Genomic DNA, 14,071 nt, shown 5'->3' with positions numbered 1-14,071 from the left:
TTGCAGATACACACTCTCGTGGCTTTCACCCAAGAGCACAAATTCACTGTGTGATCTCGCGAGCACTCTTTGCAACAAGCAACTGATTGTGCCTGCCGCCTAACGCAAGTCTCACCGTTTTTTGGCGGACCGCCAGGCGGCGAAATCAAGAAGGCTCTGCTCATCTGTCGCCGGGTAGAGGCCGATGATGGAGCGGCCATTCTGCACCTGCGACAACACGAAATCCTCGAACACGGTCATTTCCGTTGCCTCGTCGGCAATTTCGTCGGCGATTGCGGCGGGGATGACGACAACACCTTCTCCATCACCAACCATGACATCGCCCGGCCAGACAGCGACATCTCCGCAGCCGATGGGGCCATTGATATCAAGCGCTTGATGCAGGGTGAGGTTCGTGGGAGCAGACGGGCGATTGTGATATGAGGCGAAGGGCAGCTCGGCGATTTCGTGGGAATCGCGAAAGCCGCCATCGGTGACCACGCCCTCCACCCCGCGCACCATCAATCGGCTGACGAGAATGGAGCCTGCTGACGCAGCCCGCGCGTCCTTACGGCTGTCCATGACGAGGACCGCGCCTGCGGGGCACTCCTCGACCGCCTTGCGCTGGGGATGTTCGCGGTCGCGGAACACCGAAAGCGGATTGAGGTCTTCACGGGCCGGAATATAGCGCAAAGTGAACGCTTGTCCGACCATCGTGCGAGTGGGGGCGCCGAGTGGACGGACATCCTGAATGAACTGGTTGCGCAGGCCGCGCTTGAACAGCGCCGTACATAGTGTGGCGGTACTGACGTGGCGTAGCTTTTCACGGGTCTCGTTTAAGAGGGGCATGTCGATGTTCCTGAAGGAAGTTGGCTGAAGAAATATTGGGTAAGGGCCTACCAGCGGGGCACGCGTCGCTCGTAGGCCGGGTCAAATTGCTGCATATACAGCGTGTCGTTACGGTCGTTCATGCCAGCCGAGGCATAGAGCGCGGCCAGTTCCTTGAGCTTTGCCTGATCGATCGATACACCAAGGCCGGGTTTGTCGCAGACTGAAAGCGCGCCGTCCTCAAACTGGAACAGCCCTCCTTCGATAATATCGGTGTTGGTCCAGGGGTAGTGCGTATCGCAGGCGTAGTGCAGGTTTGGTGTTGCCGCCGCTAGATGGGTCATTGCTGCCAGCGTGATGCCGAGATGAGAATTCGAATGCATCGAGATCTGGAGGCCGAACACCTCGCAGAGTTTTGCCAGATGGGTGGAAGCCCGAAGGCCGCCCCAGTAGTGATGATCCGACAGAATGATCCTTACGGCGTCCTTGCGAACGGCTTCGGCAATCTGGTCGAATTCGAGCACGATCATGTTGGTCGCCAGCGGGATGCCGCAGTCACGGGCAACCTGTGCCATCGCTTCCATACCCAATACGGGGTCTTCCAGATATTCGATGACGCCCTCCAGCTTTTTGGCGATGTAAAGTGCGGTCTCCACCGTCCAGCCGCCATTTGGGTCGATGCGTAGGGGATGGTGCGGAAATGCTTCCCGCAGTTTCAGAATTGTCTCGATCTCAAGATCCGGCGCAAGCACGCCTCCCTTGAGTTTTAGCGACTGAAATCCGTGCTGCTCGACAAACTTCTGGGCCTGCGCGACCATGGCGCCCGGTGTCATTACCTCGCCCCATTCATCTGGATCCTGTCCGATATGGCCTGCGAACTTGAAGAAGAGATAGGCGCTGAAGGGAACGCGGTCCCGGACCGCGCCGCCCAAAAGATCTGATACCGGACGTCCGAGCACCTTTCCCTGAATGTCCATGCACGGAATCTCAAAAGCGCTAAAGACGACGTCGGTGAGCTTGTGATCCGCGACCGCCGTCTTTGCATTGATGCCGCCGCCGTTCGGCAAAGCCTGCAACACACGGGCTTTCAGGTCGTGGAGATGAAACGGATCGAGGCCGATGAGGCTGCCGGCCGCCTCCCGCAGGCCAGTAAGGGCTTTGATACTTCCATAGCTCTCGCCCAGGCCGACAGTGCCGTCGTCGCATGTCATTTCGATGATAGTGCGCAGCGCGTAAGGCTGGTGCACCCCCTTGCAATTCAGCAGGGGCTTGTCCGGTATGGCGACCGGGGTCAGGCGGATATCGGCAACTTTCATGAATTCGTCCAGAACCGTTAATATTCCTCTTTCTTGCACTTGCATCTTACAAATGCAATGTGATATCTCAGATTAATAACGGAGATATCAGATGAGTGTGGATTTTGAAGAGGCGTTGGATACGGTCCTGACGCCCGTTTCGCCGGAAGGCGATGGTAATCTCGTTACCCAGGTTCACCAGGCACTCCGCACCGCCATTGTTCAGGTGCGGCTTCGTCCCGGCAGCGCGCTCTCCGAAAAGGAAATTGCCCGCTGTCTCAAGGTGAGCAAGACGCCGATCCGCGAGGCTTTGATCCGTCTGGTCGAGGAGCGGCTGGTGACGGTGGTTCCAAAGAGCGGCACGCGGGTGGCGCCGATTGATATCGAGCGGTTTCGCGAGGGCTGTTTTGCAAGGCTGCACATCGAGGTGGCGGCCGTGGCACAGGCAGCCACGCTACGCAACGACGAGCATATCATCCAGATGAAGGCCAATCTCTCGCGTCAGCGCGACGCGTTGAACCGCGAGGCCTACTGGGACTTCTTCCTCTGCGACGAGCAGTTTCATGGGCTGATTCTGAAGGCCGCCGGTCTGAAGGGTCTGATCCCGATCATGGAGGTTGCCAAGGTGGAGGTGGATCGTATCCGCAGCCTTAAGAACCGGCTTGGCATTCGCCGCACCGAAACAGTCATTCGCCAGCATGAGGAGATCGTCGATGCCATCGCGGCTCGCGATCCCGGCAGGGCGGCGGATGCCATCCGCAATCACCTCGGGGAGGTCGATACCCGTATCTGGGAACTTGGCGAGGATCACGCGCTCTGGAGTTTCATCGAATCCGTCAGCCGCCGTCCGCAAAAGACATCCCTCGGGTTCACGGCCTGAGCCGTCCACTTCCCAAACATTATTGCATTTGAAAGGTTGAACTCATGTTCAAAGAAAAAACCGCGATCATCGCCGGAGGCGCGCGTGATATCGGCCGCGCCTGCGCGGAAACGCTGGCAGCTGGTGGCGCCAATGTCGTGGTGGTTTACAACTCCAGCAAAGCGTCCGCAGATGAGGTGGTCGCGACGATAGTGAAGGCCGGTGGGTCGGCCATCGCTATAGCCGCCGACCTGACGAAAGAGGCTGACGTCACCGCCGTGATTGATCAGACCACGGCGCGCTTTGGACCGAAAATCGATATCCTGCTGCATGTCACCGGCGGTATTGTTGCGCGTAAAACGGTTCCGGAAATGGATGCGCCCTTCTGGCATTCCGTGCTGGACCTCAATCTGACGTCTTTGTTCCTAATGACGAAAGCCGTTTTGCCGCATATGTCGGGCGGCGGGGCTATCGTCACGCTGGCGTCCCAGGCCGGTCGCGATGGCGGCGGTCCGGGCGCTCTTGCCTATGCCACCGCCAAGGGCGGCGTCATGAGCTTTACGCGCGGCCTTGCCAAGGAGGTCGGCCCCGGCATCCGTGTCAACGCGCTCTGCCCCGGAATGATCGACACGACTTTTCACGACAGCTTCACCAAGCCGGAGGTTCGAACCCGGGTTGCCGGTGCAACTGCACTCAAGCGCGAAGGGCGGCCGCAGGAGGTGGCGGAGTTCGCAGCATGGCTCGCGTCCGATGCAGCGAGCTACGTCACCGGCGGGTGCTTCGATATCAACGGCGGCGTGCTTTTCTCGTAGGCGGTTTACCGCGCGGGACAACCGGGCTTCTTTTTGAACAGACGATTGATCGGGAGGATCACTCCAATGCACTTCAGACATGCTTTTCTATCCGTAAGCGTTGCGGCCTTCGTTGCCGTGCTTCCTGTTTCCGGGCTGGCGGAGACACCCAAAGACCAGCTCGTGATCGGTCTTTCCATGACCAATCTTTTGACGCTGGACCCGGCGGAAGCGGTGGAAACCGAATCCTTCGACGTCCTCAACAATCTGTATGACCGTCTGGTCGAAATGGATGCGAAAAACCCGAGCACGCTGGTGCCAGGCCTTGCGGAAAAATGGACTGTTGCGGAGGATGGCACCATCACGTTCACCCTTCGCGACGGCGCGACGTTCCATTCGGGAAATCCGGTTACCTCGGCCGATGTCGTCTGGTCCCTGAAGCGCGTCATGACGCTTAATCGTGGCCCAGCTTCGTTCCTTCGGGAACTGGGCTATTCAAAAGAAAATCTCGAAACACTTTTGACCGCGCCTGATGCGCGTACGGTCGTCCTGAAGCCATCGGAAGCGATCAACCCTGAGATCATTCTCTACACGCTGGCGCGAACCGTCGGCAACATCATCGACAGCAAGACCGCGATGGAGCATCAGAAAGGGGAGGATCTAGGCAAGGCGTGGCTCACCAACACGTCTGCCGGGTCCGGCCCGTTCGTGCTCAGGCGTTGGAGCGCCAACGATGCGGTCATCTTGGATCGCAGCGAGACCTACTGGCGCGGTGTGCCGCCGATGCGCCGGATCGTGATCCGGCATATGCCGGAATCTCAAAGCCAGCGATTGCAGATCGAGAACGGTGATATCGACGTCGCACGCTCGCTGTCGGCCTCCGACATCAAGGCCATGGGTAAGAACGACGCGATTGTGATCCAGAAAGTGGCCAGCGGCGGCTTCTATTATCTCGCTGTCAGCACAGCCGATCCGATCTTTGCAAAGCCGGAAGTACGCCAGATTCTCACCTCGCTGATCGATTATGACGGTATCGGTGCGGCGGTGGTTGGAGACTACGGCGTGAAAAGACAGGTGCCGGTCCCTGCGGATTATGCCGGTGCGATCCCCGATCCGGGCTATACGGTTGACGTGTCCAAGGCAAAGGAACTGCTGGCCAAGGCTGGCTATCCCGATGGATTCAAGACGAGCATGCTCGTGCTTTCGGACTCGCCGTTCGTGGAGATCGCAACCGCCATTCAAGGCACGCTGGCGCAGGCCGGCATTCAGGCTGAGATCACGCAAGGCAACGGCACGCAGGTCTATGGCAAGATGCGAGACCGCAAATTCTCGATGATCGTCGGGCGTAGCGGAGGCCAGATGCCGAATGTGCTGGGTGCTATCCAGGCCTATACCAGCAATTTCGACAACGGTCCGAAAAGCACGCAGACCGCGAGCCTTGCCTGGCGTACCTCCTGGGATATTCCGGAACTGACGAAGCTCACCTCCGAGGCCCGGTCAGAAATCAACGCGGAAAAGCGCTTGGCCCTCTACAAGGAGTTGCAGGAGAAGTTCCTGTCCTCGTCTCCACCCTTGTTCGCCATCGCCGCCGCCGCCCAGCCAAGCGCCATCCGTGCCGATGTCGAAGGGCTCGTCGATCAGCAGTCGCGGTCGCCACAATGGTATTATGTCAGCAAAACCGGGCAATGATTGAATGCCAGGGAAGGCTTGAAATGTCTGTAAAATCGCTTTCTGGAAGACATGAAATGGGTCAGCGCCTCCGGGCGTTGACCGGCAGTGCTGTCGGTCCATTCGTCAGCGTGCTCGTCGCGTTCATCGGTCTTCTCGTCATCATTTTCTTCATCGGGCGCATCCTGCCGATCGATCCCGTTTTGTCCATCGTCGGGGATCAGGCGGATGCATCCACCTATGAGCAGGTCGCGCGCGAGATGGGGCTCGACAAGTCGTTGCTCCAGCAATTCCTGATCTATGTCTCGGATGCGTTGCACGGCAACTTTGGTCAGGCGCGTCTGACCGGCAATCTGGTCTGGTCGGATATCCGCGCAGTGTTTCCAGCTACCATCGAGCTCGCCACCTGCGCCATCGTCATCGGTGCCCTGATCGGCATTCCGTTTGGTGTCATTGCCGCTGTCAATCGCGGCAAGACGCTTGATCATGTTTTGCGTATCGTCATGCTGATGGGGCATTCCGCACCGATCTTCTGGCTCGGGCTGATGGGACTTTTGGTATTTTATGCGGCTCTGCACTGGGTCGGCGGTTCCGGGCAGCTTAGTCTTTACAATATGGATATTGTGCCGAGGGTTACGGGCTTCATCACCATCGATGCACTTCTATCCGGCGACACCGATGTCTTTTGGGATGCGATCAATCATCTGGTGCTGCCGGCCAGCATTCTCGGGTACAGTTCCACGGCCTTCATCGGGCGTATGACCCGTAGCTTCATGCTGGACCAGCTGACGCAGGAATACATCACGGCAGCGCGGGTCAAGGGCCTGTCACGACGGCAGGTCATCTGGGGGCACGCCTTCCGCAATATCCGTGTTCAGCTTCTGACGGTGCTGGCGCTTGCCTATGGCGGATTACTGGAAGGAACGGTGTTGGTCGAATCCGTGTTTTCGTGGCCGGGCCTTGGCCAGTATTTCACCAATGCGCTCCTGATCGGCGATATGAACGCCGTCATGGCCGCAACCCTGTTGATGGGCTCCATCTTTCTCGGGCTGAACCTTCTCAGCGACATCCTCTACCGGGTCCTCGATCCGAGGACGCGATAATGCACGACATGATCAAAACCGCTCCTCGCGCCGCCAAAACCGCCCCATTCGAAAACCAGCGTGCGCAGTTGATGGCGTTCTGGCGTCTCTATCGCACCGATCTGACGGGTGTGCTGGGCATAACCGTCATTGGGATTCTGCTGGTCGTGGCGCTTTTCGCTCCGGCGCTGGCACCTTACGATCCGTTCGCGCAATCGCTGACAACGGCGCTTCAGCCGCCAAGCTGGGCGCATCCCGCCGGAACCGACGAGCTTGGACGCGATATTCTGAGCCGGCTATTATATGGCGCGCGAACCACATTGCTGATCGTCATATCCGTGTCGCTGCTTGTCGCTCCAGTTGGTCTTTTGATCGGCGTCTACTCGGGTTATTTCGGCGGATGGGTGGACAGAATTCTGATGCGCATCGTCGATATCTTCCTGTCGCTCCCCTCACTCGTTCTTGCTTTGGCTTTCGTCGCAGCCCTTGGCGCGGGGACCGAGAACGCAGTTCTAGCGATCGCATTTACCTCGTGGCCGGCGATCGCCAGGCTTGCGCGGGCCGAAACGTTGAGCATCCGGTCGAACGACTACATCTCGGCGGCCCGGCTCTACGGGGCGTCCCCGTCAAGGATCATCCTGCGCCATATTGTGCCCTTGTGCATGCCGTCGATCATCGTGCGCATCACGCTCAGCATGGCAGGCGTTATTCTCACGGCAGCCGGCCTCGGCTTCCTCGGTCTCGGTGCACAACCGCCGAGCGCCGAATGGGGCACGATGATCTCGACAGGCCGCAAGGTCATGATCGATCATTGGTGGGTGGCGGCCTTTCCAGGGTTTGCCATCTTGATCACCAGCCTTTCTTTCAACCTGGTGGGTGACGCGCTGCGTGATGCGCTTGACCCGAGGAAATCTTGAATGAATGACAATCCGTTGACCTCGTCTCCCTTGCTTCAGGTGCGCAATCTCAATGTCCGCTTCGGCTCTTCGCCGGATGCCGTGCGCGCATTGCGCAACGTCTCTTTTGATCTCGGCAGGGAGAAGCTGGGCGTCGTCGGCGAATCCGGGTCGGGAAAATCGACGCTGGGGCGCGCGCTGCTGAAGCTGTTGCCTCCAATCGCCGACGTTTCCGCCGGGAACATGCGGTTTTCGGATCTCGATCTTTCCGCAGCGTCGGAAAAGCAGATGCTGAGCGTGCGCGGCAGTCAGATCGGCATGATCATGCAGGACCCGAAATTTGCGCTCGATCCGACCATGAAAGTCGGCGATCAGATCGGTGAGGCGGTGACGCTTCACTTGGGTAAACGAGGTAGGGCGCGCCGCAAACATGTGCTCGAAATGCTCGACATCGTCCAGATCCGCGATCCCGAACGGGTCTACGATCTCTACGCCCATCAGATATCCGGCGGAATGGGGCAGCGGGTGATGATCGCCATGACCCTGGTGGCTGAACCGAAAATCATTATCGCAGATGAGCCAACCTCGGCACTTGATGTAACAGTGCGGCGCAAACTCCTGATGCTTCTCGACGAACTGGTCTCTGCGCGCGGCATCGGGTTGATCTTCATCACACATGATCTGGATTTGGCAGAGGGTTTTTGTGACCGTCTGCTGATCATGTATGCAGGCCAGATTGTCGAGGAACTGCGGTCGGCAGACCTCAAGAATGCCCAACACCCCTATACGCGCGGACTTCTGGCAAGCCTGCCGAGGCTCGACCGCCCTGTCGACCGTCTCTCCGTTCTTGTCCGTGATCCGGTCTGGTGCAAAGACGTTTCGCAAAGGGTAGAAATATGATTGAGATCAGCGATCTTCATTTGACCTTCGGTATCGGCCGCAGCCGTGTTCAACCGCTCGACGGCGTAACCTTATCGGTCGCAAAGGGCGAGACCTTTGGGATCGTGGGAGAAAGTGGCTGTGGAAAATCCAGCCTGCTGCGTTGCGTCAGCGGCCTTGAATCCGGCTGGACGGGCGCGATCAACATTGGAGGGATACCGGTGTCGCTTGTTCGCAAAGGCGCCGACTGCCGGATCGTGCAGATGGTTTTCCAGGATCCCTATGGCACGCTGCATCCGCGTCACACCATCGAGACCGCACTTTCCGAACCGCTACGGGCCCAGGGTATGGACAGGTCGGCGGGCCGGATTGAGGAGGCGCTGGTGAGCGTCGGTCTAAGCCCCTCTTTTGCTTCCCGTTACCCGCATCAGATCTCCGGCGGTCAACGCCAGCGAGTTGCGATTGCACGCGCATTAATCCTGAAACCGGATGTGATTTTGCTGGACGAGCCGACTTCGGCGCTTGACGTCTCCGTCCAAGCCGAGATTCTTAATCTACTCGCCGACCTGAAAAACGACAGGGGATTGACTTTTATCCTCGTCAGTCACGACCTCGCCGTCATCGCGCATATGTGCGACCGGCTCGCCGTCATGAACGGAGGCCGGATTCTCGAGGAGTTGCGCCCTGAGAATCTGCGCACCGGAGCTGTCTCGAATGCCTATTCACGGGAGCTTATCGAAAGCAGCCGGGTTTATGCCGTGAGATAGCACTTGCTCGTTCGCAAGCGCAAATAAGATTGTATCTCGCTGGTGATCTCGCCCAATGTTTCGAAGCGGAACTTGAAGAGGCTGCGTTTCCTAAGCTTGCAGATTCTCCCTTACTACCTTGCGCGTGACGATCTACTCGCCGCCTCCAAGTCCTGACGTGCTTCTTCATGTTGGTAAGTGTTAACGGAAGGTATTTGCCGGAGTGGTGATCGAGGCGTCCCGTGACCGATAGAGTGCCCTGCGGCGGTAGAAAGCGAAAGCACCCCCCGATATTTCGCCTGCTCCCCGCAAGCAGTCCACCGACTAACGCCCAACCACCCCATCGTAGCAAGTTCATAGGGCAAACAGAGAATTTAAAAAAAGGATTGAGAGTTTAACAACAGCGGCAGCGGTTCGACACCCCTTCAAGGCGGGCTATGCGCAGATAGAGCGTCGATGAAAGATGGTTTCCGTCTGTATGGCGGAACGAGCGGCTCAGCGCGTCGAGCGGCTATCTTCCGCCAAATCCATGATTTGCATCAAGCCGTTTGCAAGACTTCGTGTGCGAAGCCCGCGGTAACTACCGACGGCAAAATGTCTGGTGGATTGTTCATGTCGATGCGCAGCAGTGACCACGACGACACAACTGCCAGCAAGTTCACCGGCGATGATCCCTGCTGGCGCATCCTCGAACACAAGACAGTCCAACGGGTCTACCCCCAGTTTTTCCGCCCCAAGCAGATAACAAGCGGGATTGGGCTTGCCGAGAATGACGTCTTCTCCGCTGATGATGACATCTGGCATCGGAATACCGGCAGCGGCCATGCGCCTCCTTGCAAGTTCAATCGGCGCCGATGTCACGATTGCCCATTTCTCACGGTGAAGGCTGTTCAGGAAGTCGATCGCTCCGGCGATCGGCACGACGCCATCAAGGTCCTCCAACTCCTGCGCCTCCATATTGAGCGCCTCCTTCCGGGGATCGATGTTTTCGAGGCCCAGCGGCGTGATGACGTCGATTGCTCGCACGCCATGGATCGTGCGGATGAAAGACTCTGGATCAAAGCCGTGACGGATAGCCCATTTCCCCCAAATCCGTTCGACGAAGGCTGTGGAGTCGAGGAGTGTGCCGTCCATATCGAACAGGAAAGCCGAGAAACTGCGGCCGGGAGCACCGAGAGCGGTCACGTTCTATCTTTCTTCAGTGGATGGAATGAGAAGCGCGCGTTCTGACGCGCTCCGAAGGGGAAAATCAGGCAAGCTTCTTTTCGGCTGCTGCGACGATGGCGTCGGAGGTGATGCCGAAATGCTTGAACAGGTCCTTGGCCGGGCCGGAAGCGCCGAACGAGTGCATGCCGACAAAATCGCCATCGTTGCCGATGAAGTAGTCCCAGCCCTGGCGGACTGCGGCTTCTGCGGCGATCTTGACCGGTGCAGTGCCGATAACGGCCTTGCGGTAATCGTCCGGCTGTTCCTGGAACAGTTCGACGCAGGGAACCGAAACCACGCGGGTCGCAATGCCCTTGCCGTTCAGTTCGGCTGCAGCCTTGACGGCCAGTTCGACTTCCGAGCCGGATGCGAAGATCGAGACCTTGGCATTGTCGGCTGCGATCAGCTCGTAGGCACCCTTGGCCGAGAGGTTTTCGGCCGAATAGGTCAGGCGCGCCGGTGCCAGATTCTGGCGGGTCAGCGCCAGGCCGGATGGACGGTGCTGTTCCTTCAGCGCCTGCTGCCAGCATTCGGCGGTTTCCACCGCATCGGCCGGACGGAACATCAGGAGGTTCGGAATGGCGCGAAGGGCTGCCATATGCTCAACCGGCTCGTGCGTCGGACCATCTTCGCCAACACCGATCGAATCGTGCGTCAGGACATGGATGACGCGGATGCCCATCAGGGCAGCCAGGCGGATCGACGGACGGCAGTAGTCCGAGAAGATCATGAAGCCGCCGGAATACGGGATCAGGCCGCCGTGCAGGGTGATGCCGTTCATGGCCGCAGCCATGCCGTGTTCGCGGATGCCCCAGTGCATGTAGCGGCCGGAGAAATCGGTCGGGGTGATCGACGTCATCTGGCTGGTCTTGGTGTTGTTGGATGGCGTCAGGTCGGCCGAACCGCCGAGCATTTCCGGCACGATACCGTTGATGACTTCGAGCGCATCTTCGGATGCCTTGCGGGTGGCGATTGCCGGAGGGGCGTCGGCCAGCTTCTTCTTGTAGGTGTCGATGGCGGCATCGAGATTGCCCGGGAGTACACCGGCAAAACGGCGGGTGAACTCGGACTTCTTGCCGGCTTCGGTCGATGCCAAGCGGCCTTCCCAGGCCTTGTGCGCGTCTGCTGAGCGGCCACCGGCCGTGCGCCAGGCGTTCAAAACGTCCGCCGGGATTTCAAAGGCCGGGGCTTCCCAGTTCAGCGCCTTGCGGGCTGCCGCGATTTCCTCGGCGCCGAGCGGCGAGCCGTGGACCTTGTGGGTGCCCTGCTTGTTGGGGGCGCCGAAACCGATCACGGTCTTGCAGGCGATGAAGGTCGGGCGGTCGGATTTCTGGGCTGCCTCGATGGCTGCCGCGATCTGGTCGGGATCATGACCGTCAACGCGGATCGTGTTCCAGTGAACAGCCTGGAAGCGGGCGATCTGGTCGGTCGAATCCGACAAGGAAACAGCACCGTCGATGGTGATGTTGTTATCGTCCCAGAACAGCACCAGCTTGTTGAGCTTGAGGTGGCCGGCGAGCGCAATGGCCTCGTGGCTGATGCCCTCCATCAGGCAGCCGTCGCCGCACAGCACATACGTGTGATGGCTCTGCAGGTCGCTGCCGAACTCTTCTTCGAGCTTGCGCTCCGCAATCGCCATGCCGACAGCATTGGCAATGCCCTGGCCGAGCGGGCCGGTGGTGGTTTCGATGCCGGAGGCATGACCATATTCCGGATGACCGGCGGTCTTGGAGCCGAGCTGGCGGAACTGCTTGATGTCCTCGATGGTCATGTCCTCGTAGCCCGTCAAATAGAGCAGCGAGTAGAGCAGCATCGAGCCATGGCCGGCCGACAGGACGAAACGATCGCGGTCTGCCCAGAGCGGCGCCTTCGGATCGAATTTCAGGTAACGGGAGAATAGCACCGTTGCCACGTCGGCAGCACCCATGGGTAGGCCGGGATGGCCGGAATTGGCCTTTTCAACGGCATCCATGGAGAGGAATCGGATTGCATTTGCCATCCGGTCGTGATTTTCGCGAGAGATCATTGTCTGTCCGGTCTTTTGAACAAAAGGGATTGGGGTGGAAGCGACTTCAGTTATCGTAGATTTTCTCTAGCTCGGCATAGACCGTTTCATTGCCTGCCAGCACGCGGTTACCCTTGTTCAGTCCGTCATTTTCCAGGAAATTGTTGGTTTTCAGACCGGCAGACCGAATAACCGCGATGGCGCCGAGGCAATCCCAGGAATTTATGTGGGGCTCGATATAACCGAGCAAACGGCCGCAGGCGACATAGCAGAGAGTCAGCGCGCCGGAGCCGTCCCGGTAGAACATGCCGCCATTTTTCAAAAACCGCTCGAACATAGGCAGAAATTCGTCAGGTGTTACGCGGGGCGAATACCCAACGCCAACGATGCCGTCCTTAATGGTCGTGCCGGGATGACGCGGGACCGGCTTGCTGTTCAAAGTCGCAGGGAAATCAACCCCGCCGGCAAAGAGTTCGTTTCGCTCGGGAGCATAGACCATACCGAACTGAACCTGGTTGCTTCTGACAAAGGCGATCGAGACACACCAGCTCGACATTCCCGAGACGAAGGGCTGAGTGCCATCGATCGGATCGACGACCCAGATGCCTTGATCGGCAGCGAAAGCGGAAATGCCCGTTTCCTCTCCAAGGAAAGCATCCTGAGGGAAGCCGGCACGCAGCCGGTCGCGGATCAGGAGTTCGGTATTCAGGTCGGCCTCGCTCGCCATGTCTTGAAGGCCCTTGCTTTTTATCGTCAGGGCGTCGCGGTTTTTGAAATAGCCATGCGCCAAATCGCCGGCGTCACGGATGAGCTGGAGCGCGAATTCATAGCGATCTTGCAACGAGGATGTGTCGGTCATTGTGCGTCTTTCAAAGGGTGTGGAGGCCGTTCGGCCTTAGGATTTCCAGAGCCAGGCAGCACCGCGCACGCCGCTGGAATCGCCGTGGACCGCCTTGCGTATCGGAGTGCTGAACACGGTAGAAAACGTTCGTTTCGCCAGTTCACGGGGGAGGTCGTCATAGATCTCGTCGACATTCGACATGCCGCCGCCCATGACGAGGATATCCGGATCGAGCGTGTTGACCACTGTTGCAAGGCCGCGGGCGACGCGATCGATGTATCGCTCCCAGAGCAGACCGCAGAGCCGGTCGCCCTTGCGCTTTTTCTCGATGATCTCGCGGGCCTTCAGTTCCTCGTTCGTGTGGCTGGTATATTCCGCTTCGAAAGCTCGGCCCGACACCCAGGTTTCCATGCAGCCGTGACGACCGCAGTAACAGGGCTTGCCCGGCATTTCCGTCACATTGGGGAAGGGGAGCGGGTTGTGCCCCCATTCGCCACCGCTGTTGTTGGGACCATGATGCGCCTTGCCGCCAACGGCGATACCAGCGCCGGCACCCGATCCGAGAATGACGGCAAAAACCACGTTATGGCCGGCGCCGGCGCCGTCAACGGCTTCCGAGGCGGCGAAACAATCGGCATCGTTTTCGACCCGTATCTCACGGTCGATCGCATCGTGCAGGTCCTTTTCGACCGGACGGCCGAGAAGCCAGGTCGAGCTTGCCCCCTTGCCGAGCCGGCTGACGGGCTCGAGAGAACCGGGGATGCCGATGCCAAGCGTTCCTGTCTGGCCTGTTTGGGTCTCCAGCCCGTTGATCATGTCCCTGATCACGCGGATACAGCCAAAATAGTCATGGCGCGGTGTCACCTCTCGCAGGCGAAGAAGTTCGCGGCCATCATTTTCCATTGCGACACCCTCAATCTTGGTGCCGCCCCAATCAATTCCAATCAGCATGTCAGTCTTTCCTCCCGCCGGCCCGTGGGAGGGGCCGGTCATCCA

The 14,071-nt window shown here is 58.9% G+C and carries 13 protein-coding genes; 7 read left to right on the top strand and 6 right to left on the bottom strand.

Annotation, left to right across the window (positions count from 1 at the left end):
- Nucleotides 1-111: 111 nt before the first annotated feature.
- Both ACQY8Q_RS00350 and ACQY8Q_RS00345 read right to left on the bottom strand, forming a co-directional pair.
- Nucleotides 112-828, bottom strand: a complete 717-nt coding sequence (locus tag ACQY8Q_RS00350; RefSeq protein ID WP_428423523.1) for a ribonuclease activity regulator RraA — start codon at nt 826-828, stop codon at nt 112-114.
- A 47-nt stretch (nt 829-875) separates the two neighbouring features.
- A complete protein-coding gene (locus ACQY8Q_RS00345) occupies nt 876-2,123 on the bottom strand; it encodes a glucarate dehydratase family protein (RefSeq protein WP_428423521.1) in 1,248 nt (415 codons plus the stop codon).
- A 91-nt stretch (nt 2,124-2,214) separates the two neighbouring features.
- Here ACQY8Q_RS00345 and ACQY8Q_RS00340 point away from each other — a divergent pair, with 91 nt between their 5' ends.
- The 7 genes from ACQY8Q_RS00340 (at nt 2,215) to ACQY8Q_RS00310 (ending at nt 9,044) form a co-directional block, all read left to right on the top strand.
- Nucleotides 2,215-2,982 carry a GntR family transcriptional regulator gene (locus ACQY8Q_RS00340; RefSeq protein WP_428423519.1) on the top strand — a complete coding sequence of 256 codons (768 nt, stop codon included), beginning with the start codon at nt 2,215-2,217 and terminating at the stop codon, nt 2,980-2,982.
- A gap of 44 nt (nt 2,983-3,026) precedes the next feature.
- Nucleotides 3,027-3,773 (top strand): SDR family NAD(P)-dependent oxidoreductase, encoded by a 747-nt coding sequence (locus tag ACQY8Q_RS00335; RefSeq protein ID WP_428423517.1) that lies wholly within the window; start codon nt 3,027-3,029, stop codon nt 3,771-3,773.
- Nucleotides 3,774-3,839: 66 nt separating this feature from the next.
- Nucleotides 3,840-5,441 carry an ABC transporter substrate-binding protein gene (locus tag ACQY8Q_RS00330; protein WP_428423514.1) on the top strand — a complete coding sequence of 534 codons (1,602 nt, stop codon included), beginning with the start codon at nt 3,840-3,842 and terminating at the stop codon, nt 5,439-5,441.
- Nucleotides 5,442-5,497: 56 nt separating this feature from the next.
- The gene (locus tag ACQY8Q_RS00325) at nt 5,498-6,523 is read left to right on the top strand and encodes an ABC transporter permease (protein WP_428423512.1); all 1,026 of its coding nucleotides are present in this window, start codon (nt 5,498-5,500) and stop codon (nt 6,521-6,523) included.
- Nucleotides 6,523-7,419: an ABC transporter permease gene (locus ACQY8Q_RS00320; RefSeq protein ID WP_428423510.1), complete on the top strand. Its 897-nt coding sequence runs from the start codon at nt 6,523-6,525 to the stop codon at nt 7,417-7,419. Before ACQY8Q_RS00325 ends, ACQY8Q_RS00320 begins: the two co-directional genes overlap by 1 nt.
- On the top strand, nt 7,420-8,298 hold the full coding sequence (locus tag ACQY8Q_RS00315; RefSeq protein WP_428423508.1) for an ABC transporter ATP-binding protein: 879 nt from the start codon (nt 7,420-7,422) through the stop codon (nt 8,296-8,298).
- Nucleotides 8,295-9,044 (top strand): ABC transporter ATP-binding protein, encoded by a 750-nt coding sequence (locus tag ACQY8Q_RS00310; RefSeq protein WP_428423506.1) that lies wholly within the window; start codon nt 8,295-8,297, stop codon nt 9,042-9,044. The genes ACQY8Q_RS00315 and ACQY8Q_RS00310 overlap by 4 nt, the downstream gene beginning before the upstream one ends.
- Before the next feature lie 474 nt (nt 9,045-9,518).
- Here ACQY8Q_RS00310 and ACQY8Q_RS00305 read toward each other — a convergent pair whose 3' ends face one another.
- The 4 genes from ACQY8Q_RS00305 to ACQY8Q_RS00290 all read right to left on the bottom strand — a co-directional run bounded on the left by ACQY8Q_RS00305 (nt 9,519) and on the right by ACQY8Q_RS00290 (nt 14,026).
- A complete protein-coding gene (locus ACQY8Q_RS00305; protein ID WP_428423504.1) occupies nt 9,519-10,208 on the bottom strand; it encodes an HAD family hydrolase in 690 nt (229 codons plus the stop codon).
- 64 nt (nt 10,209-10,272) lie between these two features.
- Nucleotides 10,273-12,255, bottom strand: coding sequence for a transketolase (gene tkt, locus ACQY8Q_RS00300; RefSeq protein WP_428423502.1), 1,983 nt, complete (start codon nt 12,253-12,255; stop codon nt 10,273-10,275).
- Nucleotides 12,256-12,301: 46 nt separating this feature from the next.
- Nucleotides 12,302-13,093, bottom strand: a complete 792-nt coding sequence (locus ACQY8Q_RS00295) for an inositol monophosphatase family protein (RefSeq protein ID WP_428423500.1) — start codon at nt 13,091-13,093, stop codon at nt 12,302-12,304.
- Between the two features lie 36 nt (nt 13,094-13,129).
- On the bottom strand, nt 13,130-14,026 hold the full coding sequence (locus ACQY8Q_RS00290; RefSeq protein ID WP_428423498.1) for an ROK family protein: 897 nt from the start codon (nt 14,024-14,026) through the stop codon (nt 13,130-13,132).
- Nucleotides 14,027-14,071: the final 45 nt, after the last annotated feature.

It is taken from the genome of Pararhizobium sp. (assembly GCF_965279435.1).
Taxonomy (GTDB): domain Bacteria; phylum Pseudomonadota; class Alphaproteobacteria; order Rhizobiales; family Rhizobiaceae; genus Pararhizobium.
This window is presented reverse-complemented; position numbering and strand designations above follow the sequence as displayed.

Bases quoted from the DNA above. Each gene is read 5' to 3' on its own strand.
- ACQY8Q_RS00335 (WP_428423517.1), top strand. From the start codon at position 3,027: ATGTTCAAAGAAAAAACCGCGATCATCGCCGGAGGCGCGCGTGATATC.
- ACQY8Q_RS00310 (WP_428423506.1), top strand. From the start codon at position 8,295: ATGATTGAGATCAGCGATCTTCATTTGACCTTCGGTATCGGCCGCAGC.
- ACQY8Q_RS00315 (WP_428423508.1), top strand. From the start codon at position 7,420: ATGAATGACAATCCGTTGACCTCGTCTCCCTTGCTTCAGGTGCGCAAT.
- ACQY8Q_RS00330 (WP_428423514.1), top strand. From the start codon at position 3,840: ATGCACTTCAGACATGCTTTTCTATCCGTAAGCGTTGCGGCCTTCGTT.
- ACQY8Q_RS00350 (WP_428423523.1), bottom strand. From the start codon at position 828: ATGCCCCTCTTAAACGAGACCCGTGAAAAGCTACGCCACGTCAGTACC.
- ACQY8Q_RS00295 (WP_428423500.1), bottom strand. From the start codon at position 13,093: ATGACCGACACATCCTCGTTGCAAGATCGCTATGAATTCGCGCTCCAG.
- ACQY8Q_RS00345 (WP_428423521.1), bottom strand. From the start codon at position 2,123: ATGAAAGTTGCCGATATCCGCCTGACCCCGGTCGCCATACCGGACAAG.
- ACQY8Q_RS00340 (WP_428423519.1), top strand. From the start codon at position 2,215: ATGAGTGTGGATTTTGAAGAGGCGTTGGATACGGTCCTGACGCCCGTT.
- ACQY8Q_RS00320 (WP_428423510.1), top strand. From the start codon at position 6,523: ATGCACGACATGATCAAAACCGCTCCTCGCGCCGCCAAAACCGCCCCA.
- tkt (WP_428423502.1), bottom strand. From the start codon at position 12,255: ATGATCTCTCGCGAAAATCACGACCGGATGGCAAATGCAATCCGATTC.
- ACQY8Q_RS00290 (WP_428423498.1), bottom strand. From the start codon at position 14,026: ATGCTGATTGGAATTGATTGGGGCGGCACCAAGATTGAGGGTGTCGCA.
- ACQY8Q_RS00325 (WP_428423512.1), top strand. From the start codon at position 5,498: ATGGGTCAGCGCCTCCGGGCGTTGACCGGCAGTGCTGTCGGTCCATTC.